This window comes from Dehalococcoides mccartyi 195 (genome assembly GCF_000011905.1).
Lineage (GTDB): Bacteria > Chloroflexota > Dehalococcoidia > Dehalococcoidales > Dehalococcoidaceae > Dehalococcoides > Dehalococcoides mccartyi.
Map to the genome: position 1 here is coordinate 592,925 of NC_002936.3, position 23,586 is coordinate 616,510.

At 49.9% G+C, this 23,586-nt stretch carries 25 protein-coding genes and 3 riboswitches; of the genes, 15 read left to right on the forward strand and 10 right to left on the reverse strand.

Annotated features, from left to right (window positions below; translation table 11 throughout):
- Positions 1-36 precede the first annotated feature (36 nt).
- Both DET_RS03385 and DET_RS03390 read left to right on the forward strand, forming a co-directional pair.
- On the forward strand, positions 37-663 hold the full coding sequence (locus DET_RS03385) for a cyclase family protein (RefSeq protein WP_010936416.1): 627 nt from the start codon (positions 37-39) through the stop codon (positions 661-663).
- 4 nt (positions 664-667) lie between these two features.
- Positions 668-1,330, forward strand: coding sequence for a ribulose-phosphate 3-epimerase (locus DET_RS03390; protein ID WP_010936417.1), 663 nt, complete (start codon positions 668-670; stop codon positions 1,328-1,330).
- Here the strand turns inward: DET_RS03390 and rpiB are convergent.
- The 3 genes from rpiB to DET_RS03405 are packed head-to-tail and all read right to left on the reverse strand — an operon-like array spanning position 1,327 to position 4,338.
- Positions 1,327-1,785 carry a ribose 5-phosphate isomerase B gene (gene rpiB / locus DET_RS03395; RefSeq protein WP_010936418.1) on the reverse strand — a complete coding sequence of 153 codons (459 nt, stop codon included), beginning with the start codon at positions 1,783-1,785 and terminating at the stop codon, positions 1,327-1,329. The genes DET_RS03390 and rpiB overlap by 4 nt on opposite strands.
- Positions 1,778-3,778 carry a transketolase gene (tkt, locus tag DET_RS03400; protein WP_010936419.1) on the reverse strand — a complete coding sequence of 667 codons (2,001 nt, stop codon included), beginning with the start codon at positions 3,776-3,778 and terminating at the stop codon, positions 1,778-1,780. The genes rpiB and tkt overlap by 8 nt, the downstream gene beginning before the upstream one ends.
- 44 nt (positions 3,779-3,822) lie before the next feature.
- Positions 3,823-4,338 carry a nitroreductase family protein gene (locus tag DET_RS03405; RefSeq protein WP_010936420.1) on the reverse strand — a complete coding sequence of 172 codons (516 nt, stop codon included), beginning with the start codon at positions 4,336-4,338 and terminating at the stop codon, positions 3,823-3,825.
- A 126-nt stretch (positions 4,339-4,464) separates the two neighbouring features.
- Between DET_RS03405 and DET_RS03410 the strand changes: the two genes are divergently transcribed.
- The 13 genes from DET_RS03410 to cobU all read left to right on the forward strand — a co-directional run bounded on the left by DET_RS03410 (position 4,465) and on the right by cobU (position 15,929).
- Positions 4,465-5,307: a class I SAM-dependent methyltransferase gene (locus DET_RS03410; RefSeq protein ID WP_010936421.1), complete on the forward strand. Its 843-nt coding sequence runs from the start codon at positions 4,465-4,467 to the stop codon at positions 5,305-5,307.
- 139 nt (positions 5,308-5,446) lie between these two features.
- Positions 5,447-5,569: a hypothetical protein gene (locus tag DET_RS08845; protein ID WP_268741269.1), complete on the forward strand. Its 123-nt coding sequence runs from the start codon at positions 5,447-5,449 to the stop codon at positions 5,567-5,569.
- A gap of 20 nt (positions 5,570-5,589) precedes the next feature.
- The gene (locus DET_RS03415) at positions 5,590-6,075 is read left to right on the forward strand and encodes a hypothetical protein (protein WP_234943846.1); all 486 of its coding nucleotides are present in this window, start codon (positions 5,590-5,592) and stop codon (positions 6,073-6,075) included.
- A gap of 159 nt (positions 6,076-6,234) precedes the next feature.
- A riboswitch (cobalamin riboswitch) is annotated at positions 6,235-6,370 on the forward strand.
- A 90-nt stretch (positions 6,371-6,460) separates the two neighbouring features.
- A riboswitch (cobalamin riboswitch) is annotated at positions 6,461-6,579 on the forward strand.
- A 104-nt stretch (positions 6,580-6,683) separates the two neighbouring features.
- On the forward strand, positions 6,684-7,700 hold the full coding sequence (locus tag DET_RS03420) for an ABC transporter substrate-binding protein (RefSeq protein ID WP_010936425.1): 1,017 nt from the start codon (positions 6,684-6,686) through the stop codon (positions 7,698-7,700).
- A gap of 51 nt (positions 7,701-7,751) precedes the next feature.
- A complete protein-coding gene (locus DET_RS03425) occupies positions 7,752-8,843 on the forward strand; it encodes a FecCD family ABC transporter permease (RefSeq protein ID WP_041223347.1) in 1,092 nt (363 codons plus the stop codon).
- An 11-nt stretch (positions 8,844-8,854) separates the two neighbouring features.
- Positions 8,855-9,679: an ABC transporter ATP-binding protein gene (locus DET_RS03435; RefSeq protein ID WP_010936427.1), complete on the forward strand. Its 825-nt coding sequence runs from the start codon at positions 8,855-8,857 to the stop codon at positions 9,677-9,679.
- Positions 9,669-10,439: an adenosylcobinamide amidohydrolase gene (locus DET_RS03440; protein ID WP_010936428.1), complete on the forward strand. Its 771-nt coding sequence runs from the start codon at positions 9,669-9,671 to the stop codon at positions 10,437-10,439. Before DET_RS03435 ends, DET_RS03440 begins: the two co-directional genes overlap by 11 nt.
- Before the next feature lies 1 nt (position 10,440).
- Positions 10,441-11,367, forward strand: coding sequence for a cobalamin biosynthesis protein (locus tag DET_RS03445; RefSeq protein WP_010936429.1), 927 nt, complete (start codon positions 10,441-10,443; stop codon positions 11,365-11,367).
- A complete protein-coding gene (locus DET_RS03450; RefSeq protein ID WP_010936430.1) occupies positions 11,351-12,457 on the forward strand; it encodes a pyridoxal phosphate-dependent aminotransferase in 1,107 nt (368 codons plus the stop codon). The genes DET_RS03445 and DET_RS03450 overlap by 17 nt, the downstream gene beginning before the upstream one ends.
- A 15-nt stretch (positions 12,458-12,472) precedes the next feature.
- Positions 12,473-12,671: riboswitch (cobalamin riboswitch) on the forward strand.
- A gap of 155 nt (positions 12,672-12,826) precedes the next feature.
- On the forward strand, positions 12,827-13,885 hold the full coding sequence (cobT, locus tag DET_RS03460) for a nicotinate-nucleotide--dimethylbenzimidazole phosphoribosyltransferase (protein ID WP_010936432.1): 1,059 nt from the start codon (positions 12,827-12,829) through the stop codon (positions 13,883-13,885).
- A gap of 37 nt (positions 13,886-13,922) precedes the next feature.
- The gene (cobS, locus tag DET_RS03465; protein WP_010936433.1) at positions 13,923-14,687 is read left to right on the forward strand and encodes an adenosylcobinamide-GDP ribazoletransferase; all 765 of its coding nucleotides are present in this window, start codon (positions 13,923-13,925) and stop codon (positions 14,685-14,687) included.
- A gap of 19 nt (positions 14,688-14,706) precedes the next feature.
- The gene (gene cobC / locus DET_RS03470) at positions 14,707-15,309 is read left to right on the forward strand and encodes an alpha-ribazole phosphatase (protein ID WP_010936434.1); all 603 of its coding nucleotides are present in this window, start codon (positions 14,707-14,709) and stop codon (positions 15,307-15,309) included.
- 53 nt (positions 15,310-15,362) lie between these two features.
- A complete protein-coding gene (gene cobU / locus DET_RS03475) occupies positions 15,363-15,929 on the forward strand; it encodes a bifunctional adenosylcobinamide kinase/adenosylcobinamide-phosphate guanylyltransferase (RefSeq protein WP_010936435.1) in 567 nt (188 codons plus the stop codon).
- 77 nt (positions 15,930-16,006) lie between these two features.
- On the opposite strand, the gene trxA is transcribed toward cobU, so the two are convergent.
- The 7 genes from trxA to DET_RS03510 form a co-directional block, all read right to left on the reverse strand.
- A complete protein-coding gene (gene trxA, locus DET_RS03480; protein WP_010936436.1) occupies positions 16,007-16,330 on the reverse strand; it encodes a thioredoxin in 324 nt (107 codons plus the stop codon).
- Between the two features lie 90 nt (positions 16,331-16,420).
- Positions 16,421-17,566 carry a sensor histidine kinase gene (locus DET_RS03485; protein ID WP_010936437.1) on the reverse strand — a complete coding sequence of 382 codons (1,146 nt, stop codon included), beginning with the start codon at positions 17,564-17,566 and terminating at the stop codon, positions 16,421-16,423.
- Between the two features lie 16 nt (positions 17,567-17,582).
- A complete protein-coding gene (locus DET_RS03490) occupies positions 17,583-18,257 on the reverse strand; it encodes a response regulator transcription factor (RefSeq protein ID WP_010936438.1) in 675 nt (224 codons plus the stop codon).
- 70 nt (positions 18,258-18,327) lie between these two features.
- Complete coding sequence (locus DET_RS03495; protein WP_010936439.1) at positions 18,328-18,972, reverse strand: DUF3786 domain-containing protein; 645 nt, start codon at positions 18,970-18,972, stop codon at positions 18,328-18,330.
- Between the two features lie 18 nt (positions 18,973-18,990).
- Positions 18,991-20,337 (reverse strand): acetyl-CoA decarbonylase/synthase complex subunit gamma, encoded by a 1,347-nt coding sequence (acsC, locus tag DET_RS03500; RefSeq protein ID WP_010936440.1) that lies wholly within the window; start codon positions 20,335-20,337, stop codon positions 18,991-18,993.
- Positions 20,338-20,357: 20 nt separating this feature from the next.
- Positions 20,358-22,559, reverse strand: a complete 2,202-nt coding sequence (gene acsB, locus DET_RS03505; RefSeq protein WP_010936441.1) for an acetyl-CoA decarbonylase/synthase complex subunit alpha/beta — start codon at positions 22,557-22,559, stop codon at positions 20,358-20,360.
- Between the two features lie 59 nt (positions 22,560-22,618).
- Complete coding sequence (locus DET_RS03510; RefSeq protein ID WP_010936442.1) at positions 22,619-23,560, reverse strand: acetyl-CoA decarbonylase/synthase complex subunit delta; 942 nt, start codon at positions 23,558-23,560, stop codon at positions 22,619-22,621.
- Between the last annotated feature and the right edge of the window lie 26 nt (positions 23,561-23,586).

Below are 23,586 nucleotides of genomic sequence, written 5' to 3' on the forward strand. Positions count from 1 at the left end.
CCTTTACTCCTTCCTACAATTAGACAAGAAAAAGGCATGAAAAAGATTTATGACTTAAGCCCCGAAATACGCCCTGAAATGATTAGCTGGCCGGGTGATGGCCCTCCGCAGATAAAGCTTTTGCATAGTATCAGGGGTGGTTTTCCCACCAACCTCGGTCAGCTTACCATGACATTACATAACGGCAGCCATATTGATGCCCCCCTCCATTTTTTTGAAGATGGCGATGGGGTGGGTGAGATACCCCTTGAGATACTTATTGGCAATGTCCGTGTTTTGTGCTTTAGCGGGGTGAAAACTATAACCCGTGATATGCTTGAGCAGGCTGAACTAAGGGGGGTAACCCGGCTTATACTGGCTACGGATAATGAAACCCTTTGGGATAAGCCTGATTTTGACCGGAACTATACTTATATAGACATCGGGGCTGCCCGTTATCTGACCGAGATAGGTATACGCCTGCTGGGTATAGATTACCTTTCGGTAGAGGATTTTGAAGAGACTCAGGGAGTGCACAAGCACCTTTTAAGCCGTGGGGTAGTTATATTGGAAAGTCTGCAGCTTGCAGGTGTGGCTGAAGGGGATTATGAGCTTTTTTGCCTGCCCTTGAAACTGGGTAAAGTAGACGGTGCCCCCGCCAGAGTAATATTAATAGAGAGATAACAGTTTGAAAGACGTAAAGATAGTGCCGGCTGTACTTACCGATGACCCTGCGGCCTTTGAGTGTATGCTAAACCAGCTGGAGAGTTTTGCTCCTTCTGCCCAGATAGATATTATGGACGGGCAGTTTGTGCCTTCGCTAAGCATCCCACCTGAAGTACTGGGCAGATACAAGCCCCGTTTTGCCTCTGAAATACACCTGATGACCCTTAATCCAGAAGAATACCTTACCTATTGCAAGCAGCACGGCGCTTTCAGGGTAATATTCCATTTTGAAGCAACAACCCGCCCCGAATATGTTATCAGCAGGATAAAGGAATTGGGTTTTCAAGCAGGGCTGGCGGTGAACCCTGAAACACCTGTTTCAGATTTTGCTTATCTGGTGCCGCAGCTGGACATGGTGCTTTTTATGTCGGTTATTCCCGGTTTTTACGGCGCGCCGTTTATACCTGAGGTGCTCCTGAAGGTAAAAGAGTTTAAACGCCGTTTTCCCGAAACTGAAATAGGTCTGGACGGCGGTGCTAAAGAGGGCAACATACCTGAGATTGTGGCGGCCGGGGTAAATGATATATGCGTGGGAAGTGCTATCTTCCGGCAAACTGACCCTAAGTCAAGCTACCTGTATTTGGATAAACTGGCTAAAAATGCCTCCAAAGAAGCGGGTATTTAGCCCTCTTTTTCAGCCTGAAGCAGCTTTTCCAGGCGGCGTTTGTGCCGTTCTTCGCCGGTAAAGCGGGCATTTAAAAAGGCCGTAATAATCTCTTTGGCTACTTCAATGCCTATTACCCTGGCCCCTAAACAAAGCACGTTCATATCATCATGCTCCACCCCCTGGTGGGCGGAGTAAACATCGTGGCAGAGGCCGGCCCTGACGCCTTTGATTTTATTGGCGGTGATACAGGCGCCCACCCCGCTGCCGCAGATGATAATGCCGCGGTCTGTCTGCCCGCAGGCAACCTTTCGGGCCACCGCTAAAGCAAAATCAGGATAGTCATCAGCACTATCATAGGTACATGCCCCCAAATCCAGCACCTTTATCCCCAATTGATTTAAAAAGGGTAAGAGGTCTGTTTTCAGGCCGTAACCGCCGTGGTCTGCCCCGATGGCAACAGAGATATTACTCATCTTCATTCTCCAAAAGCTTTAAAGCCTTTTCAGCCATATTTTCCGGGGTTAGCCCAAAGTGTTGGTAAAGCACAGGCGCCGGGGCTGATGCCCCGAAATGGTCAATGGAAATAATATCACCGTTTGCGCCCAAATATTTGCACCATCCCTGTGCACTGCCGGCTTCTATTATTACCCGCGGCAGGGAAGCGGGCAAGATGCTCTGGCGGTAGGTCCGGGGTTGGGCCTCAAAAAGCTGCCACGAAGGGAAGGATACTACCCTTGACGAGACGCCTTTATTTTTAAGTATTTCAGCCGCCTGAACGGCTATGCTTACTTCTGAGCCGCTGGCTACCAGGGCAACCTGCGGGCGGGAATCTGTTTCTGCCAGTATATATGCCCCTTTGGCCAAGTTTACGGAATTTGCCTGTGAGTTATCTAAGAGAGGCAGTTTCTGGCGGGAGAGGGCAATGGCGGTCGGGCCGTCCTTGCGGAGTATGGCCGTTTTCCATGCCTGGGCTGTTTCATACGAATCTGCCGGGCGGATAGTAACCAGACCGGGCACCGAACGTAAACCGGCCAGCTGTTCAATAGGCTGGTGGGTAGGGCCGTCCTCTCCCAGACCGATAGAGTCATGGGTAAAAATATAAATAACCCTTTGACCCATAAGGGATGCCAGCCTTACCGCCGGACGCATGTAATCATAAAATATAAGGAAAGTGGCAACATAAGGTATAATCCCGCCGTGGAGAGCCAGCCCGTTGGCTATTGCTCCCATGGCGTGTTCACGTACGCCGAAATGGATATTCCGCCCCTCATAATGCGGCGGTTCATATTCGCCGCCGTCTTTGATAACAGTTTTGTTAGACGGGCTGAGGTCTGCCGAACCGCCCATAAGGGCTGGCAGGCGGGAAGCCAGTGTATTTATAATCAAACCGGAAGCCTCGCGGCTGGCCATAGCCTTGTCAAAAAGTTTATCCAGCTCATTATCCCAGTTGTCTGGCAGCTTACCAGAAAGCCTGTCCTGCAAAAGGGCGGCTTTTTCGGGATAACGGCTTGAATAGTAGTCCAGCTTGGATTGCCAAACCTGCTGGGCTGTTTTGCCTTTATCCAGTGCCATGCGGAATTCCGCCAGAGCTTCAGGCGGTATTACAAAAGGCTCGTAATCCCACCCTAAAGATTTGCGGCTTTTGGCCACTTCGTCTGTTCCCAGCGGCTCACCATGGGCAGAGGCCTTGCCGGCCTTGTTCGGGCTGCCAAAACCGATAACTGTTTTACAGATAATCAGGCTGGGGCGGGCGGAATCTGACTGGGCTTCTTTGATAGCCCCTGAAACTGCCTCAGGGTTAAGCCCGTCTACCGGGCCAATTACCTGCCAGCCGTAACTTTCAAAACGCAGAGCCGTATTTTCGGTAAAAGCCAGCTCTGTTGAACCTTCAATAGATATTTCATTATCGTCATACAGGTAAATCAGCTTACCCAGTGCCAAATGCCCCGCCAAAGAGGCGGCTTCCGAGGCTACGCCCTCCATCAAATCCCCGTCAGAGACTATGCCGTAGGTATAATGGTCTATTATTTTGCAATCCGGCTGGTTAAAAACCGCGGCCAGATGGGCTTCGGCCATAGCCATACCCACACCGCTGGCAAAACCCTGCCCAAGCGGGCCGGTAGTCATCTCAACGCCGGGGGTCAGGCCGTATTCCGGGTGCCCCGGGGTTTTACTGCCCCACTGGCGGAAATTTTTAAGCTCATCCAGCGGCAAATCATAACCGGTAAGGTGGAGAAGTGAGTAAAGCAAGGCTGAGGCATGGCCGGCAGAAAGTATGAAACGGTCACGGTTAGGCCAGGCCGGGTCTTGGGGGTTATGCTTGAGGAAATTTTGCCACAGGGCATAGGCCATAGCGGCCATACCCATAGGTGCTCCGGGATGCCCCGAATTTGCCTTCTGAACGGCGTCTACCGCAAGAAAGCGCAGGGCATTTATACATAAACTATCTGATTTTGTATTTGACATGGCGTTTAATTTTAACGTTTAGCGGGCTCTTTTTCAAATCTGGTCTAAACCTGCCAGCCATTTTTGTGTATATGGCTTTCCAAATATCGCCCGGCCGGAGGTTTTACCTCCCCCTTCTTGCCAATGGCTATAAGGCTAAGCGGAGAGATATTGGCCGGAAGGTTTAAAAGCTGTGAGATGCCCTTTTTCCGTTCCTCACGGGGGTGCAGCCCCAGCCAGCAGGCACCTAAGCCCAAAGCCTCGGCCGCCAGCAGGATATTCTGGCTGGCGGCAGCGCAGTCCTGTATCCAGTAACCGGGTTTGGTTTCGGCGCTTGTATCTGCACAGACCATAATAGCCATGGGGGCTTCTTTCAGCATTTTAGAGTAGGGGTGAATGTCGGGTATTTTATCAAGTATGCGGCGTTCATCTATAACTACAAAATGCCAGACTTGCTGGTTTCCGGCGGAAGGGGCGGCCATGCCTGCCCTCAAAAGGGTATCCAGTTCGGAGGGGCTTACATCTCCGTTTTGATAGTGGCGGGTGCTTCGGCGGCTGAATATTGCTTCAAGTGTGTCCATTTCATACTCCTTGACGAATACTGTTATCTCTTTATATCATATCGTATTATGATCTGCTAAATACTTCCCGAATGTCAGGGGCTTAAGTGCCCGGTTTTCCATTTTTTAAAATAAAAGGGGAAGTTTGTGTTTAAAAAACTGGCAGATATAAATAATAAGCCTGAGTTATATCAGCAGTACAGTGCGCCTGTACTCTGGAATGACCCTCATATCTCCTCCCGTATGCTGGAGTTTCACCTCAACCCGGATATTGAGCCTGCATCACGCAAAGCAGTCTTCATTGAAAAATCTGCCCGCTGGATAGCAGAATATTTTGGTTTGGGTGACGGCAAGCGGGTCTGTGATTTCGGTTGCGGGCCGGGGCTTTATACCAGCCATTTGGCGGCTGCGGGTGCAGATGTGACCGGTATAGATTTTTCAAGCCGCTCTATAGCTTATGCCCGTGAATCCGCATCTGCCCATAATCTGGATATCCATTATATAGAGCAAAACTATCTGGAGTTTGCTGCCCCGAAGAAGTTTGACCTGATAACTCTTATCTACTGTGATTACTGCGCGCTCAGCCCGGCCCAGCGTTGCCGGCTTCTTTCGGTCTGGCGGAAATGCCTGAAAGATGGCGGGCAGATATTGCTGGATGTATTTTCTCTTTCAGCTTACGAAGGGCGGGCGGAAAGTGCAGCTTACGGACACCGCTTGATGGACGGCTTCTGGTCAGGCCATGATTATTTCGGCTTTGTTAACACTTTTAAATATCCGCTCGAAAAAGTAGTGCTGGATAAATACACTATTATAGAGGCGGATAGGGAGTGGCAGGTCTTCAACTGGCTGAAGTATTTTTCTGCCGCAGAGCTGAAAGACGAGTTAGCCGAAAACGGGTTTGAGGTAACAGGTGTATTTTCAGATGTTGCCGGGAAGGTTTACTGCGAAACTTCACCTGAAATTGCCGTAGTTGCCCGCAAGAAAAACTAACTTATTAGCTAGGATACTGGTTTTAACAGCCGCAGTTTTTGAGTCTGCGGCTGTTTTATTGATTGAGATAAACCCGTTTATTAGGTAAAATGGTTTGCAGTTATATATCCTTAAACCTTACAAGAGAGAAGCGAGCGTAATGATAAAACCAACCAAGCTGATTCCGCCTTTTCCCCAGATGACAATAGGGGTTATGGGTTCTGCCGGCGGGGCAATGTCTGATGAAACCAAAAAAATCTACGTTGTCTGGGTGAGTGCATAGCCAAGCGTAAACATGTACTTATTACCGGTGCCTGTCCCGGTATGCCCCATGAAACTGTGCTGGGGGCTAAGGAAGAAGGCGGAGTAGTAGTGGGTATTTCTCCGGCCCTCAATCTGGAAGAACACGTAGAAAAATACCATTCTCCCACCCGCGGATATGACGCCATTATCTATACCGGCTCAGGTCTGATGGGACGGGAGATTGAAAATATCCGCAGCTGTGACGTAGTTATATTTGCCGGGGGGCGCTCCGGCACTCTGGGTGAGTTTGCCATAGCTTATGACGAAGGCAAGGTTATAGGCGTGTTGCGGGGGAGCGGCGGTATTGCTGACCATCTGGACAAGATTATTGCCATGGTGGACAAGGAAACCGGTGCCCGGGTCTACTACGAATCAGACCCGCATAAACTGCTGGACGTACTGGAAGCAGTTTACCGGGAACGTATTTTCCCCAGGCATAAGCTTCTGCTGGAAAACCACAGCCCTGACGGTATTTACGACGGCTAATCTAATTTTAATCTGAAAGGGATTTAGTTTCTAAATCCCTTTTTTATGTCCCCGGAATGCTTGGGATAGGGGGTCTGTCAAAGCAGGTTTACGGGTCTGGTTTCCCTGAGAATATATTTCAGGTTTTTCGTTTATGTATTGACTAAACAAAATAACTGGAGTAAACTAAAATTTAGTTGAATATATGACGGGATAGCTATGAGTGCAAGACCGGTGCGAATCCGGCGCAGTACCGCCTACTGTGACCGAGGGGAGACCTTCGGGAGCCAGAACCTCAAATTCCGTTACCAGGCACTCCGCGGAATAGGGAGGGTAGTCATTTTAAAGTGACTGAAATACCTTTGTCCGATGAGGCAGAGGTATTTTTTATGTCTGGCAGAGTATATAAAAAATAACAGGGCCTTGAACTTTGAGTGCAAGACCGGTGCAATTCCGGCGCAGTACCGCCTGCTGTAATGGGGCAAATACCCCGAAGTCAGAACTTCAAAGTTCGGTTTTAGAGGCTCTCCGCGGTAAGAGGAGGTACGTGGCCATGCAGAAAAACTTGTAAGAGGAAACAGTTTTGCCCGTGGTTTTGGTTTCCGATATTAAAAATGAATGGAGCAGTTATGCTGAGTGATATTAAAATGAAACTTAACAGTAAGAGTGCCCGCTTGGGTACGGCTGTTGCCAGTATCTTCTTAAGTTTGGTTTTGCTGCTGGGTTTGGCAGGCGGCTGTAAAACGGCAGACGATACCGAAAATGAAGATGATACCCCGGTAGTAACCGAAGTAAGCTATCCCTTGACAGTGACAGACCAGCTGGGCAGGACGGTAACTATTCAGTCCGAACCCCAGACTATAGTCTCTCTTTCCCCCAGCAATACCGAAACTATTTATGCTATGGGACTGGAAGATAAACTGGTGGGTGTGACTACTTACTGCAACTACCCTGAGGCCGCCGCAGATAAGCCCAAGGTGGGCGGTTTTTCAACCGTAGATGTTGAAGCGGTGACTGCTATAGGACCTGATATTATTCTGGCCTCCAATCTTCATGAATCTACCGTTATCCCTCAGCTTGAACAGCTGGGTCTGACTGTGATAGCTATCAGCCCGGATAATCTGGAAGAAGTAATCTCATCTATTGAGCTTATTGGCAAATGCCTTAATCAGGTTGAAAAAGCCAATTCGCTGGTAGACGGGATGCAAACCCGTATAGATGCGGTAACAGCCAAGGTCAAAAACCTGTCTGACAGTCAGAAACCGCGTGTTTTATACATTGTCTGGCATGAACCTCTTATGAGTGTTGGTTCTACTGCCTTTATAACCGGCTTGATTACTGCTGCCGGAAGCGTTAGTATTACTGCTGATTCTGTAGAAGCTTATCCTACCATTAGTTTGGAAACAGTACTCGGGGCTAATCCCCAGGTGATAGTGGTGGGTACCGGTATGGGTTCAGGGGCGGATGCGCCGCTGATTTTTATGCAGGATGAGCCCCGTCTGGCGGCTATTGATGCCAGAATAAACGGCAATATATATAGTATCAATACAGACCTTATCGGCCGTACCGGCCCGCGGATTGTAGATGCTCTGGAGCAGCTGGCCCAGATGCTCCACCCTGAAATATTCGGGGCTTTCAGCGGATAAAGAATTCGGCTGGGGCAGGTATATACCTGCCCCACAGTTTTGCAGGTAAGAATGGGTGTTAATACAAGTCTGAATAAAGAAAACTGCCCGGCAGTACCCGGCGGTCTGCACCCTCACTGGCAGGGCAGGCTTTATGCAATGCTCGGGTTGCTTGGATTGCTGCTGCTGGCGGCAATCTTTGCTATTTCATTCGGCTCGGTTGAAGTGCCGTTTTTTACCACTATATCCATTATAATTTCAAAAATCCCCTTTATACATATCAGCCCTGACTGGACTGTAAATACCCAGACTATTATTTGGGATATCCGTTTGCCCAGAGTCCTGCTGGCCGGAGTGGTGGGTATGGCTTTGGCTGTGGCCGGGGCTACATATCAGGGGCTTTTCTGTAACCCTCTGGCAGACCCTTATCTTATCGGTGTGGCCCAAGGGGCGGCGGTAGGCGCTGTACTGGGGCTGATACTAGGTATCGGTTTTGATATACTGGGTATTTTCGCAACCCCGCTGTTTGCCTTTGTGGGGGCGTTCGGGGCGGTAGGTGTTGTGTATATGCTGGCCAGGGTGGGAAACCGCCTTACGGTTACCACTTTGATACTGGCCGGTGTGGCACTGGGCTCATTCCTTACGGCTGTTGTATCGTATTTGATTACGGTCAGCGGCGACAAGATTCACTCTGTTATGTTCTGGCTGATGGGCAGTTTTTCTATGGCTGCCTGGGACAGTGTAAAAATAGTTGTACCTATTGTAATCATAGGTACTATAGTTATACTTTTATTTGCCCGTTCGCTGAACCTTATTCAGCTGGGTGAAGAGCAGGCTCAGGAACTGGGGGTAGATGTGGAGCGGATGAAAATCTTCCTCCTTACGGCAGCTACCCTGATAACAGCCGCAGCGGTATCTTTTGTGGGTATTATCGGTTTTGTGGGTATTATAGTTCCCCACGCCGTGAGACTAATCTGGGGGGCGGATTACCGTTTCCTGCTGCCGCTTTCGGCTCTGGTGGGGGCGGTATTTATGATAATGGCTGACATTGCCTCCCGTACGTTGGTTGCTCCCAATGAAATCCCGGTGGGGGCTATTACGGCACTGGTGGGTGCGCCCTTTTTCCTGTATTTGCTTAGAAAACGCACCCGAATGCTCTTTTAGGTATATGAAAAATGTTTGAACTTGAAGTCCGGGATATAACCCTGGCCTATGGTGCGGTTGATGTTTTGAGGAATGTCAGCTTTAAAACCATGCCCGGTGAAATGATAGGCTTGGTAGGGCTGAATGGTTCAGGCAAGTCTACCCTGATAAAATCTTTGGCCAGAGTTATAGAGCCGCGTCTGGGGCATATTTACATAAACGGGCGTGATTCGCGTACTATTCCCCGCCTGGAGCTGGCTAAGATGGTAGGGGTTGTGCCTCAGATACCGGTACTTCCCAGCGCTTTTACCGCTTTTGAGATTGTCCTGATGGGCCGAAACCCTCATATGGGAACGTTTCAATATGAAAGCCGCAAGGATATTGCCATTGCCTGGGAGGCGATGGAGAGGGCAGGGGTACTGCATCTGGCTGAAAGACAAATAGGCGAACTTTCGGGTGGTGAAATACAAAGTGTAGTCATTGCCCGTTCGTTATGCCAGAAAACCGAGGCTATTTTGCTGGATGAGCCTACTTCCAATCTGGATATAGGCCGCCAGATAGAGGTACTTGACCTTATAAAATCAGAGTGCCGCGAACGGAATATTACCGTAATTGCCGCCCTGCACGACCTTAATCTGGCTGCCCACTATTGTGAAAGGCTGATACTTATTGATCACAACGGCATTCATGCAGACGGCAGTCCGGCCGAGGTAATAACCACTGAAAATATCAGCCGTGTTTACGGCCCCGGCAGTTATGTCCATACTCATCCCCTAAGCGGACTTCCGGCGGTACTGCCGCGTTTAGGTAATACCCGCTGTGCAAACGGCGAAAAGGGAGGCACGGGTGCCCGCTGAGAAGGTAAATATCCGGACAGTTGCCGAATTTCACGGCATAAAGGCCGAGGTTATTGAGCATGAGGTCTGGGGTGTTCCCGCCAATGCTTTAGTGGTTACTTTTCCCGAAGAACGGCGGGCACTTTCCGGCAGGCAGGGTTACCGCAAGGTCAAGGCAGTCTGCAATATTTATCTGCCGGATGCTATCTGGCCGCGTCTGCATAATGATAAATTAAGCTGGAATGGCTATTACCGTCAGGTTTTTTCCAAAGCCCTGAGTGCTATCGGCATTCCCCTTTCCAAAGTGCTGGTTTTATCCACCGGGGTTACCATGGACCATCTGGCCTTCCATGAAGAAAAACAGGGTGATTTATGGGTGGTGGTTCTGGCTACCGCCGGGGTGGAGTCTAATGCCTTACGCATTGGGCAGGATAAGTCTTCGGGTATTGACCGTAACGGCAAGTTCAAACCCTTCGGCACTATAAATACTATTATTCTTACCAGTGAAAGCCTGCCGCAGTCTGCTCTGGCTTCCTGTTTTATAACCGCTACTGAGGCGAAGACTATCGCTTTGGATGAACTGGGTGTCATGAGTGCTTATACCCCCGGCCTAAAAGCCAGCGGCACCGGCACTGACCAGATAGTGGCAGTTTCCGGCACAGGTGACAAGGCAACCTACGTGGGCGGGCATACTTTGCTGGGTGAACTGATGGGGCGGAGTGTTACCCTGGCTATAAAAGAAGCCCTGACCAAGCGTATGGCCAGCAGAAAAGGGCATTAGGTTGGAAGTCCTTTTTATATTCCTGCTGGCGCTCATTATTGATTTGGTTTTTGGAGACCCGCCTAATGCTTTTCATCCGGTAGCCTATATGGGCAGGGTAATTGCCCTTTTTGAGCGGGCAGGGTTTAAGGGCGGTAGGGTCTACCAGTTTGTTTACGGTATAGTCATGGTTTTTATTGCCATGGCACTTTTTTTTATACCGGTATATTTTCTGCTGGACTGGCTGCATGGAGTAAACAGTGTAGTTTACATAATAGTGTCGGCCGTTTTACTCAAGATGTGTTTTACGGTAACCGGCTTGCGTAAGGCCGCTTTGCTGATTAAACAATTGTTAGAAAAAGATGACATTGCCCAGGCCCGTTTTGAGCTCCGCTCACTGGTTTCACGTGATACCTCCAAACTGCCTCAGCCCAAACTGGTGGCGGCGGCGGTGGAATCTGTGGCGGAGAGTATCGGAGACGGGTTTGTGGCGCCGCTCTTTTTCTTTCTGATATTCGGCGTGCCCGGTGTTATGGCCTACCGGGTAGTTAGCACCTTTGACAGCATGGTGGGTTACCGCGGCAAATACGAATATCTGGGCAAGTTTGCCGCCAGATTTGATGATGTGCTTAATTTTATTCCGGCCAGACTGTCTGCCTTGTGCATACTGATTGCCAGCTTATTTGGGCGTTACAGCCCGGCAGGGGCATGGCGGATAATGTGGCGTGACCACGCCAAGACCCAAAGCCCCAATGCCGGCTGGCCAATGGCGACTGCGGCCGGTGCCCTTGAAGTTTGTCTGGAAAAAGTGGGACACTACTCACTGGGGGATAATATCAGGGAGCTTGTTCCCCAAACTATCAGCCGTTCGCTGCTGCTTATAAACAGTGCGGCCTTTATCTGGGTTTTAATAAGCGCGGGAGTGATTTATTTTGTCCGTATCGCCTAAGCCGCAGGTAGAAAAATTAAAGCCGTGTTACCACGGCGGGCCGAACTATGCCGAGCTTAGAAAACTGGGTATCAGCCCGGATGCGGTTATGGATTTTTCGGTAAGCTCAAATCCCTATCCGGCACCTGTTGAGCTCAAAAACGCCCTTTGCTCTTTGGTTATTGACCGCTACCCTGATTCAGATTCTGCCGAACTAAAAGAATACCTGGCAGGCAGGCTTTCACTTAAGCCCGAAAACCTGATTATGGGCAACGGCTCTATGGAAATTATCCGTCTGGTTGCCGGGGCATATTTCGGGGTGGGGGATACGGTTTTAATACTCAAACCCACCTTCGGGGAATATGAACTGGCAGCAGAAGTGGCCGGTGCGGATATAATTGAGCAGTGGGCAGACGAAGAGAGCGGCTTTAAGTTTGATTTGGATTTAACCTGCCGCATTATTAAAAAACACCAGCCCAAAGCGGTATTTATCTGCAATCCCAATAACCCTACCGGGGTTTATCTTTCCAAAGCGGATATTGAAAAAGTGCTGAGCGTCTGCACTGATACCCTGCTGGTGCTGGACGAAGCTTATATAGCCTTTGCTGAAGGCGGCTGGAAATCAACAGATTTGCTCGAAACGGGCAATATTATAGTTATCCGCTCTATGACCAAAGATTGCGCTTTGGCCGGGCTGAGGCTTGGTTATGGCATGGCTTCGGCGGAGATAATAACCAACCTCAAAAAGGTCTGTCCGCCGTGGAATGTTAATTCTGCCGCCCAGAAAGCCGGGCTTGTTTGCCTGTGTCACCCCAGCTATCTGGCGGAATCTGAGAAAAAGATAAAGGCCTCTAAGGAGTATCTCAGGCAGGGTTTTGCAGGCTTGGGCTTTAGAGTGCTGCCCTCCGAGACCAATTTTTTCCTGCTGAAAGTGAAAAAGGCCGCGGATTTCCGTTCGGCACTCCTTAAGCACGGGCTTATGGTGCGGGACTGCACTTCATTCGGCTTGCCACAGTATGTCCGTATTGCTCCCCGCACCCAAAGTGAGTGTGAACGCCTGCTTGCGGTTGCGGCTGAATTGAAAAGTAAGTCTGAGATTTATCCAGCCTGATTGACTGACAGGGTTTTGTCTGATATAGTTTTTAATGGTGATTAGCAAACGGAACACGGTTTGAATCCGTGGCGGTCCCGCCGCTGTAACCGGGGACTTTGGTTTCTTAAAGCACTTTTTGTGCGGCCACTGTCAGGGCAGTACCCTGATGGGAAGGGCGGAACCGGGGGATAATCCGGAAGCCAGAAGACGTGTTAACACCAAACCGGATACCTGATGGTAAAGGGGCCGGCTCATCTTGAAGATATTTTGAGATGTGCCAGCCCCTTTTTTATTTGGGCAGGCGCCAGAGGAGGATAAACTGAGCATAGCCTGAAATACCACCATGGATATTATGACCAAAGTTTGTAATATAGGAGTTTTAAAAATATGGAACTATTAAATGCAACACTGGCAAAGATACACGGGCTTGATAAAGAGGCCATGACCAAGGCTCAGGCCCATCAGGATATCCTGACTAAACCACAGGGTTCTTTAGGCAAGCTGGAAGCCATTGCGGTTCAGCTTGCAGGCATTCAGGGGAATGCTAAGCCCCAAACTGCCCGCAAAGCCATTATCACCATGGCTGGCGACCACGGTATTATTGATGAAAAGTTTCACAACTGGCCCAAAGAAGTAACCGCCCAGATGCTGCAAAATTTCGCCCATGGCGGTGCCGCCATAAATGTCCTTTCCAGACAGGTGGGGGCGCGTAATGTGGTGGTTGCTTTGGGGGTGGCCACCCCCATGGCGGAAGACCCGAATATAATCAACCGCAATATTGCCCCCGGTACCAATAACATGGTTTACGGTCCGGCTATGACCCGCGAGCAGGCGGTAAAAGCTATTGAAACAGGTATAGAGATTGTAAACGCCGAGGTTAAAAAGGGGCTGGATTTGGTAGGTACCGGTGATATGGGTATCGGCAATACTTCCCCTTCCGCCGCTATCTGCTCTGTCATTACCGGGCGGTCACTTGAAGAGGTAACCGGGCGGGGTACCGGTGCGTCAGACGAGCAGATGAAGCTGAAACGCAATGCCATTGCCAAGGCAATTGCCCTTAACAAACCCAATGCCCAAGATGCGCTGGATGTGCTGTCCAAGGTGGGCGGCTATGAAATAGGCGGTCTGGCAGGAGTAATACTGGGTGCGGCAGCCAACAGAGTGGGGGTGGTTGTAGACGGCTTTATTTCAGGTGCGGCGGCACTTATTGCGTATACTATCTGCCCGCAGGCAAAGGACTTTATGTTTGCCGCTCACCAGTCGGTAGAGCCGGGACACCGTATTTTGCTTGAACACATGGGGCTGGATGCTATTTTGAAAATGGATATGCGGCTGGGTGAAGGCACTGGTGCCGCCCTTGCCATGAATATTATCGAAGCATCCAACCGTATCCAGCACGAGATGGCCTCTTTTGCAGATGCCGGGGTTTCCGAAAAGCAAAGTTAGGTGTATTCTGGTATAATCCCGGTTTGAGGAAATATATATGGGTTCATTCTTAGCGGCTTTCCGCTTTCTTACCAATATACCTGTACCCTGGCTGAAAGAAGACTGGCAGGGGGAGAAGTCACATCTGGATTTTGCCCGCTCACTTGGCTTCTACCCCCTGGTGGGTTTAATTGTCGGGTTGATACTGGCCGTTTTGGGCTGGGTTTTCAGCCTTTTTTTACCGGATGTACTTACGGCCGCTTTGCTGACAGTAAGCCTGGTGGTGATTACCGGCGGTTTGCATCTTGACGGCCTGACAGATACCTTTGACGGTATTGCCGCCGGCCACAAGTCCTTTGAACGCGCCCAGGAGGTAATGCATTTGCCGGGGGTGGGGGCTATCGGGGTACTTGCGGCAATCTGCCTGTTACTTTCAAAGTTTGCCGCTATCGTTAGCCTTCCTTCAGGCAGTTTCATAACCGGGCTTATCCTGTTTCCTGTAATCAGCCGCTGGGCTATGGTCTATGCGGTGGTTTGTTACCCGTATGTCAGGTCACAGGGTTTGGGCAAAGAGCTTAAGGGCGGGTCTGCAAAAGCCAGCTTGTGGCTTGCTACCATTTTCTGTCTGGCAGTCTGTGTAATACTGGGTGGCTGGGCAGGGTTGCTGGCTATGTTCGGCAGCTGGCTGCTGATTATGTATCTGGCATCTTTCTTCAGACGCAGGCTTGGCGGACTAAACGGGGATACTTACGGCTCAATTAACGAGTTTACCGAGGTAGCGGCGCTGATATTTATAGTGGCCTTGTCCGGGTATTTCAGCTGAAATAGAGGGAGTTTATAGCATGAAACTGATACTGGTGCGTCACGGGGAGACCGAAACAGATAACTGCCGCTGTTACTGGGGGCATAGTGATATCGGCCTTTCAGACTCCGGCCATGCTCAGGCTAACTCCCTGCGGGAATATTTGTCTGCGGTCAGGATAGATGCCATTTATTCCAGCCCTCTTAAACGCTGCATGGAAACTGCTGAAACCATTGCCTACGGGCGGCCTCTTTCAGTCAATAAAAATAATGACCTGAAGGAAATAGATTTCGGGCGGGTAGAGGGCCTTACCTACGATGATGTTTTAGAACGCTACCCGGATATTGCCCAGAAATGGGCTGAGGGCAGTTTTGACGTGCATTTCCCGGACGGGGAAGGCATGGAACATTTTGCCCAGCGGGTTGTTAAATTTGTAAAAATGCTCTCCAAGCACCGGGAGGATGAGACTTTATTACTGGTGGGGCACGGGGGTGTTTTCCGTATCCTTATCTGCCATTTTCTGGGCATTGATTACAAACACTGGTGGCAGTTTACGCTGGGTGTTGGCTCGGTAACTGTTCTGGATATTTATCCCGAGGGGTCTATACTGGAAAAACTGAACGATAAATCCCATCTGGGCTGATTTTTAACTTTTGTTCAGGCAGGGCGTTTTTATAATACCGGAGGGTCATTAAAATGAATTATTTACTTATCGGCGGTGCCCGCAGCGGCAAAAGCAGTTATGCGGAGGAACTGGCCAAATCCATAGGTGGCAATATTGTGTTTGTGGCAACAGCCGAAGCCGGTGATGATGAAATGAAAACCCGTATCCTGCGGCATCAGCAGGCCCGTCCGCCTGAGTGGGGTCTTATAGAGGCCAGTCTGGGGGTGGGTGAAAAAATAAGCGCTCACGGGAAAAATGCCGATGTGATTATACTGGACTGCATTACCCTGCTGGTAAATAACATAATGTGCCGGTATATGCTTGAACATGGTGATGAGCTTACCGGTGATGCGGCTGACTATCTGGATGCGGCGGTTAAAAAAGAAATAAACGATGTTATAAAAGCTATGGAAAAGACGGGTGCGTCATTTATTGTGGTGACCAATGACGTGGGTGCGGGGCTTATCCCCCCTAATGCCATGGCCAGAATTTACCGGGATTTGCTGGGCAGGGCAAACCAGATGCTGGGTGCATATGTGGAATATGTGTACCTTATGGTGGCCGGACTGCCCATGCAGGTTAAGCCTTTGCTCCGCTAGGGGCAATTTTATAGTAAAAAGAATATGAAAAACCCCCGCTAAAGACGGGGGCTTTTGTTTATAGGGTATTAAAAAATTTACTTCTGGAGTAACTGGTCAATCTTCTGGCTTAAGGCAGATTCGGGTACTGCACCTACCACCATGTCAGCTACCTGACCGCTCTTGAAAAACAGCAGGGTAGGTATGGACATAACCCGGTATTGGGCGGCAGTAGTTTTATTTTCATCTACATTCAGCTTGCAAAATTTAAACTTGCCTTCGTATTTAGTAGATAATTTGTCTATTATGGGGGCTACCATGCGGCAGGGGCCGCACCACGGTGCCCAAAAATCTACCAGCACGGGTTTATCTGATTTTAGTACCTCGGCCGCAAAACTCTGGTCGGTTATTTCCATTACCATCTTGTTTCTCCTTAGTGTATATTCCTGTCTCTTTTAATACTACTTTGAGGTTCATTTGCTGTCAAGGCGGCCCGAAACTGGCATCAGGCTTTAAACCTCATTATCCTCCAGGTTGCCGGAATTTGGTACGGCTACTGTTACCATGGTACCTACCTCCGGTTTGGACTGGATGGAGAGCCGCCCGCCAATAAGCTGTGCCCGTTCCTGCATACCGGTCAGTCCCAGTTTGCCCAGAGCGGCCAAATCTCCTACCCGTTCCGGCAGCAAAAACCCCCTGCCGTTATCTTTTATGGTCAGGGTGGCTTTGTATTTGCCGAAGTCTATATAAACCCAGGCTTTGGTTGCCTGAGCGTGCTTGCCTACGTTACGCAATGACTCCTGGACTATACGGAATAACACCAGTTCGGTTTCGGGGGCAAAACGGCGGATTTCCCCGTTTACATCTATATCAATATTTATGCCGAAGTGCTTTGAAAGGTCAGGTATCAGCCATTCCAAAGCCGGAATCAACCCCAAATCATCTAGTACCGAAGGCCGTAAATCCTGGGCAAAGCGGCGGACTTCACTTAAGGTGCGGTTTACATGGTTCTGCAGCTCTTCCAGTTCAGCCAGATTGTCTTCGCCCAGATTGGGGTTTTGGGTAACAAAGCGGTCTATGGCTCGTGATATGACAATCAGGTCCTGAGCGGTATCATCGTGCAGCTCCTGGGCAATACGGCGGCGTTCGTCTTCCTGGGCTATAGTGATTTGTTTAAGATAAAAACGCAGGTTTTGCTGCATACGCTGAAGTTCGCGCTGGGCTGTTTCCATTTTGAGGTAAGCCTGCTGGCGGTGTTTTTTATCAGTCTCATAGCTTTCCAGCCAGAGGTTTACCACCAGCCCGATGATAATAATGCCGATAATTTCAATAATATCATCAGGGGTGACCGTATCAGTTACGAAAATATTCGGAATAATAATAGCAATAGCCAGTACCAGGGAGAGAAGGCCCGGTCTTAAGCCAAATACCAGAGCGGTGTAGGTAACCGGCAGCAGCATTATAAGCCGTCCTACCGAATGGCGGGTCAGGTACAGAAAAGAATCAGGTTCTATCTGGCCTATAAAGGGCAGTAACTGGGGGTAATGCAGGAAAAAACCGCCGGTAAAAAGTAGTATCAGTATCCAGATATGCACATTGGCAAATAATCTGGGCAGGCGGCGGATTTGGCTGTAGAAGAAACTAAATACTTTTTTCATAGGGTAATATCAAGTTCTAGGGCAAATCTTCCATAATAAACCAGCCGCGTTTAAGCCCGTAGAGAATAGCTTCAGTCCGCGACCCTACGGATAACTTTTTGAAAATATTGGAGAGATGGGTCTGAATGGTACGGTTGGATAAATAAAGCTGGTCGGCTATATCTTTGTTGCTGACCCCCCGGGCGGCCATCTTAAGCACTTCTATCTCGCGGTCGGTCAGCGGGTTTACGGCTGAAACCTCTTCTGTCTTAGTGGCTTTGTTAATCAGCTGGTCAATAACCCGGCGGGTGGTAGAGGGCTGAAGTACTGATTCTCCGGCATATACAGCCCGGATAGCTTCCAGCAGCTGAGTACCTTTAACATTTTTCAGCAGAAAGCTGGCTGCGCCTGCTTCCAGTATGGCCAAAATATATTGCTCAGATTCGTAGGCGGTAAGTATAAGTATAGCCGTGGTGGGCAAAAGCTGTTTTATTTGCTTGGTGGCCTCAATCCCGTTTAAGCGGGGCATGGCAATATCCATAACAACTACGTCAGGGTGAACCTTCATGGACATTTCCACTGCCTCAACCCCGTCTGAGGCTTCGCCGACGACCATCATGCCGGATTCGCGCTGGATAAGCTCACGCGTGCCCTCACGCACAATTACGTGGTCATCTGCCAAAAGCACCTTTATCATCTGGGTAGTTTGCATTTCATTTCCCTCGTTCTAATTATATACTCAGGACTGGGCTGCTTCAACGCATTTATCAGACGGCATATCTTCAAGGGGTTTTTTGGCTGAGCCTGTGGCCAAGGTTCTGGCAGATTTCGGTAATGGCTTCAGTATCCAGATAGTGTGAAATGGAGCGGTCAAAGATAATATTACCCTCCGGGGGGAATTCATCGTCTCCCTGCCAGAATACCAGCCAGAGGGGCAGTCGGGGCAGGGCTTGAAATAAGAAACTCATATCAGCCTGGTCTGTTTTTTTACCGCCTAGTGACAGAGCGGATAAGCTCAGTTTAGCCTTATCTGCGGTATAAAGGGCTATCAGCCCTTTGAGCACCCTGTTATAGAAAACAGGCTGGTAGTTGGCACCTTCGGGCAGTTCTTTAAAGCTTATCTGTTCGTGCAGAACTGGTGTCCTGTCTGCCTTTAGCAGGTAATGCAGTATCAGGGCTTCTTCACGCAGTGACAGGTCTGTATCAGGGCTGGTTACGGCTGCGTTTCGGGTGTCTACCTTTACCTTAAACCCGAAATATTCCAGCTGGATAAAGGGCGGCTGGAATACCGCACCTGAGTTTTGGCATATCTTATTAAAATCCTGCGTGGCCAGAAAACGGCTGCGGTTAAGTTCAAGGGTGCGCTGGGTGGCCAGCTCAAAATTGCGCTGGTCAGGCAGGCGGAAACCTTCTCCTGAATTTATCATTTAACCCTCCGGTTTATGTTAGGGTTTAAACTGCTTTAAATAGGCCGGTATATGGGCGGCTTCACGCGGGCCGACCATTATCTCCCAGCCGGACAGCTCTTCTTCCAAGCCACCGCTTTCCATTGAGGCGTAGCCCGGTATAATCAGCTTGCGGTGGTTGATTTTAGCGGCAATACCGCTGTTTTTTACAAATTTACCGATTGTATCCGCCCCGAATTTGCCTGCCGCCCAGGCGGTCATGACCGAAAGCCCTTCGGTGTCTTTTATCATCAGGTAACAGGGTACGCGGCTGTTTTCCATCTCACCGGAGACAATAAAATATGTCAGCGAAAAATTGCAGGTGAGTATGACCGGTGAATTGGCATCCGGGTTGTTTATTTCATAAATACCCTCGGTAGTAGCCAAAGGCCGCTGGGGGTCAGTGTAAAGGTTCATACGAGTTACCAGCAAAGGGAACAGGGTTTCGCCGCTAAAGTCAGACAGCACCAGTATACCGGCGTATTTGGCAGTCAGTATGCCGGCAAACAGTGATTCTTTCATGGGGTCTTGGGTCATCTGGCCGGGGAAATTGATGACCGGAAAACCCATGGGGCGGAACTTTTTCAAAATGGCTGAGCGCCTTATGGCAACATTGTCAGATAAGGCCTGTTTTAAATTTTCGGCAGAGCTGTCAAGCACAATATCTTTTATTCCCAGTGATTGAAGCTTGACGCTAAGGTCAGCCAAATCTGCCAGGTTAGCCGCTTTGGCTACCAGCGGGCAGTTGTATTTTTTAGCCAGCTCTGCCATTTCGCTGCTGTTTTCGGCTGTGGCGGCGTAAAGAAGCGGTTTGCGTTCAGCGCAAATCTTCAAAGATTCATCAAGTACGGCTGTATCAGCACACATCAGCATGAGGCTGGCCGGGCATTTTCCGGCGGCCAGTTTGACCAGCTTCAGGTATTTTTCACCTGAGCCGCTGTCTGCCCTGAGTGCCAGCATATCCGGCTTCAGGATAGCACCCACCCGTTTGTACTGAAAACGGGTGAAAGCGGCCAGTTTGGCATCCTGTTCCGTCTCGCTCAGGCTGTCTGAGATGAGCAGGGCAATACCCGGCTGGTGCTCAAAGCGTTTTTCATGTCGGTGCATGACAGTTTCGCCGCCGGTTTTAAAAGAGTAATCACCTGTACCTATGCTCACTGTCCTGACCGGGGGGGCGGAAGCTTCCTCCAGCTTCTGTTTGGCTTCTTCCGAAACGTAAGGGCAGGCAGAAAGTTCAGCCCGGCCTCCTGCCAGACTCATGGCAAATGCCAGACAGGTGGGTACGCCGCATTCGCCGCAGTTAGTTCGGGGCAAAAATTTATAAATCTCTATACCGGTAGGTGACATAATATCAAACGGGCTCCTTTCTAGATAAGTGGCTCAAGGGTCAGCGCCGGGTGTTGTTTTGCTTCAAGGAAGGGGAGTATTTCTTCCTCGGTAGTGCCTACGCTTTCGTCTGCAATCCGCTCCAGTAAATCCGGTATACCCAGTTCGGCGGCTCTGGCATTAAACCGTTCCCGTATCTCGTCTTTCAGAGATTTGGGCATCCAGACCAGCCGGAGCAGTCCGTCTTCGGCGGAGATAAATTTGCGTTGGGTAATATTGTATTTGCTGTGGCCCAGAAAACCGGGGGTGGTAATGCCCCCGCCGATAGTCCCGGCCAGAGTAGTAAATTTCATACCGCAGGGGGTCATACCGGCGTATTCCCGGTTTACGGTCATAACCCCGTTGCACAGGGGGAGTATGGCCGCAATACATTCGCAGCAGCCGCAGGTGGTCATGGGGTCATGGATTATGCTGTAAAGATTGTAATGGCTGACCACCCCGCCGGATGTTTTTTCTACAAACTGGTTTATACCTGACCATTGCCCCAGCTTGGCATCAATAACTGCCCCCTTGTTTACCGGCTGGTTAGGCCCTAAATTATTAATCTCGTTGGAAGCCCGGCAGTCCATCCAGTTGTAAGCCCCGCACAGCCCGGTTCTTTCTGGGCTGACTATACAGACATGGCTGGGGGCAAATGACTGGCAGAGGGTGCAGGAATAAAAAGTCTCGGTATTTTCGTCAGTCATACCCTCAATGCGTTCATCCCGTTTGGCATAAATCTTTTTGGACTGCCCGCTTATCTCGGCCACTTTTTCAGGGGTGGTATATAGTTTTATCTGTATTTTGTCTACTATACCGCCGAAATCCTGATGCAGTTTGGCATGGAGAATAGAGCCGATATGCTTTAAGGAAAAGCCCTTGGCGGCTGCGCCTTTGCTTACACGCAGCCAGGCTATATCCCTCTGGCCGATATGCATAACACCCTGGGCGTAGTTCAGGAGGTGGTGTATCTGGCGTTCCAGTATAGGTTCGTAATCTTCATTCATTTTGTGTCCGGCTGCTTCTACCACTATAGCCAGCGGCAGGCGGGAGCCTTCGGGCACATTTGCTATATCCTGCCCGAACAGTTCTATTTTGCCGTCGGTAACATCATCCATTCCGGCGGTTGTTACCAGCTCTACCATCTGGGTGCGTCCGCCGCCGCATTCCAGATATATCTGTTCACCCCGTACCCGTTCGCCTTCGTAGGCAGGGCCGTAAGCCACCGGAACAGGCACTTTGGTTATATTTACTTTTATTCCCCGGACGTCCATAGCCTTGGAGACAATACGGTCATAAGGTATGCCTGCCAGCACTGAATCAACCGTATCTACCCCCGGCAGAATGGGCAGCACGGATTTGTCCGCAATTATGGGGAAGCCGAAATTTAGCGCCCCGGCGGCATTGGCATACCATTCGTCACTTATATCTCCCAGCGGCATAACAAAGGCCTTTATGCGCTCCTGGCTGTATTCAAACAGTTTGGCCCGGTTGCCCGGCTCTACATTGCCGAATGACAGGGCTACCCTGACGGCAAAGCCGAAGGCAAAGATGGCGGCGGTGGGTTCATCCCCGAAGGAAACCAGACGGGGTGTCCAGCCAAGCTCAACCCCGGCATCAGCCAGCTGGCTGGCAAAACGCTTGCCTTGAGATTCACCGCACATAAACGTATAAAGGTTTTTCTGCTGAAGCTCGGCGGCTATGCTTTCGGCCGTGGCGTTATCAGGTGCCGCACCTATAATGGCGGCAAAACCGGGGGCGGTGCCGTCTACAAACTCTACCCCGCGTTTACGCAGAATAATATCATCAGCCGCACCCAGCCAGATATTATCCGGGGTGGGGTCTTCGGTATTGGTGTAATATTCCGGCTGGCTCAGATAACGCAGAGCTTCCAGCATTTCCTCTGCAAACAGGGTGGCCAGACCGGCCTCCAGCACCGCACCCAGCTCGGTTATCTCTTCGGCTTTTACCTCCGGCGGAGGCAGCATTTTGAAGCATTTATCAAAAACGGCCTCCATATCAGACAGTTTTTCAACCTGAATACCCAGTATGCCGTAAATAACCGGCAGGAAATAGGCGGTATTCGGGAAACCTACTGCTGTATCAGGGCAGTTTGCGGCTAGTTCTTGTTTAAATATTTTATAACTGGCATTTACTATGTTTCTGGCGCTATTTATAGAAGCTTCGGCTACTGTATTACTCATTTTTCATGTCCCTCCTTGATAATCAGGGCATTACCTGTAAGTGCATTACGCGGGCGGGGTTAGCTAAGTTCGTCTATCAGTTCACCCGCCAGCCGCATGGATTCCGGATGGCGTATTACCAGTATATCCGCCCCGGCAATAAGTAAAATAGCAGCGGACATAGCTTCAATCATAATAGCCCGTTTTTCGGTATTGCCCATTTCCGGGCTTTCCGCTTCGGGTATTTTGGCTTCTTTGGTTTTCCAGGCTTCCCGCCCGATATTGCAGATAAGGGGGTACTGGAGACGTTCGTCCTGCTGGGTGAGCGCCGCCAGACGGATGCGTTCTATCACCGAATACGAATATTCTATGCCGTATCCTATGCTGCTGACAGTGGGGTCCATAATAAGCCCTTCGGCGGGTACGCCCAGATTGCCCAGCAGGATATTAAGCTGTTTAGCCAAGTTTATATCTATGGGTGACGAAGCGATAATAGTATGTTTATAGGCCATGGCCTGGGCGGCTATTTTCTTATAGTCACCCTCTTCCACCGGCCCCAGTATAAGCTTTTTATCAGGGCAGGCTTCACTTGCCTTGCGGAGTACCTCGGTGTCCTTTTCATGGTTAGCCGTTCCCCAGACTATCAGGGGTACATCCACGGCATCTGCCACTTCCCGGACAATTTTGGCAGATTCTTCGGCAGAACGGTCAAGCCCGTTCGGGTCAGTGCTTTCCAGTTGAAGGCAGATAAGCTCCGCCCCGTATGTATCAACACATTTTTTAGCCCAGCTGACCGGGTTATTGACTGCATCCCCAAAGGGCTTTAAAACATCTTCCGGCCAATCTTCAGGCGGGGTGTCCTGTATTTCCATGGCTATTTTAGGTTTGCGGGGCATTTCCCCCTCAAACAGGTAAAAGGGCATGGAAGTTTCACCGCCTACAGTGACGGCTTTCGGCCCTTCACCCAGGGTTATTTCCTTGATACGGCCGTTGTAGTTTATTTTGGGTATTTCAAATGCCATAAACTTTCCTCCATGAGGGGGTTAAA

Coding starts and splice junctions, on each gene's coding strand:
- DET_RS03510 (WP_010936442.1), bottom strand. CDS start 23,560: ATGGCATTTGAAATACCCAAAATAAACTACAACGGCCGTATCAAGGAA.
- tkt (WP_010936419.1), bottom strand. CDS start 3,778: ATGTCAAATACAAAATCAGATAGTTTATGTATAAATGCCCTGCGCTTT.
- DET_RS03495 (WP_010936439.1), bottom strand. CDS start 18,972: ATGATAAATTCAGGAGAAGGTTTCCGCCTGCCTGACCAGCGCAATTTT.
- rpiB (WP_010936418.1), bottom strand. CDS start 1,785: ATGAGTAATATCTCTGTTGCCATCGGGGCAGACCACGGCGGTTACGGC.
- DET_RS03420 (WP_010936425.1), top strand. CDS start 6,684: ATGCTGAGTGATATTAAAATGAAACTTAACAGTAAGAGTGCCCGCTTG.
- DET_RS08845 (WP_268741269.1), top strand. CDS start 5,447: ATGATAAAACCAACCAAGCTGATTCCGCCTTTTCCCCAGATGACAATA.
- DET_RS03405 (WP_010936420.1), bottom strand. CDS start 4,338: ATGGACACACTTGAAGCAATATTCAGCCGCCGAAGCACCCGCCACTAT.
- cobT (WP_010936432.1), top strand. CDS start 12,827: ATGGAACTATTAAATGCAACACTGGCAAAGATACACGGGCTTGATAAA.
- acsB (WP_010936441.1), bottom strand. CDS start 22,559: ATGAGTAATACAGTAGCCGAAGCTTCTATAAATAGCGCCAGAAACATA.
- cobS (WP_010936433.1), top strand. CDS start 13,923: ATGGGTTCATTCTTAGCGGCTTTCCGCTTTCTTACCAATATACCTGTA.
- DET_RS03490 (WP_010936438.1), bottom strand. CDS start 18,257: ATGCAAACTACCCAGATGATAAAGGTGCTTTTGGCAGATGACCACGTA.
- trxA (WP_010936436.1), bottom strand. CDS start 16,330: ATGGTAATGGAAATAACCGACCAGAGTTTTGCGGCCGAGGTACTAAAA.
- DET_RS03435 (WP_010936427.1), top strand. CDS start 8,855: ATGTTTGAACTTGAAGTCCGGGATATAACCCTGGCCTATGGTGCGGTT.
- DET_RS03425 (WP_041223347.1), top strand. CDS start 7,752: ATGGGTGTTAATACAAGTCTGAATAAAGAAAACTGCCCGGCAGTACCC.
- DET_RS03385 (WP_010936416.1), top strand. CDS start 37: ATGAAAAAGATTTATGACTTAAGCCCCGAAATACGCCCTGAAATGATT.
- DET_RS03485 (WP_010936437.1), bottom strand. CDS start 17,566: ATGAAAAAAGTATTTAGTTTCTTCTACAGCCAAATCCGCCGCCTGCCC.
- cobC (WP_010936434.1), top strand. CDS start 14,707: ATGAAACTGATACTGGTGCGTCACGGGGAGACCGAAACAGATAACTGC.
- cobU (WP_010936435.1), top strand. CDS start 15,363: ATGAATTATTTACTTATCGGCGGTGCCCGCAGCGGCAAAAGCAGTTAT.
- acsC (WP_010936440.1), bottom strand. CDS start 20,337: ATGTCACCTACCGGTATAGAGATTTATAAATTTTTGCCCCGAACTAAC.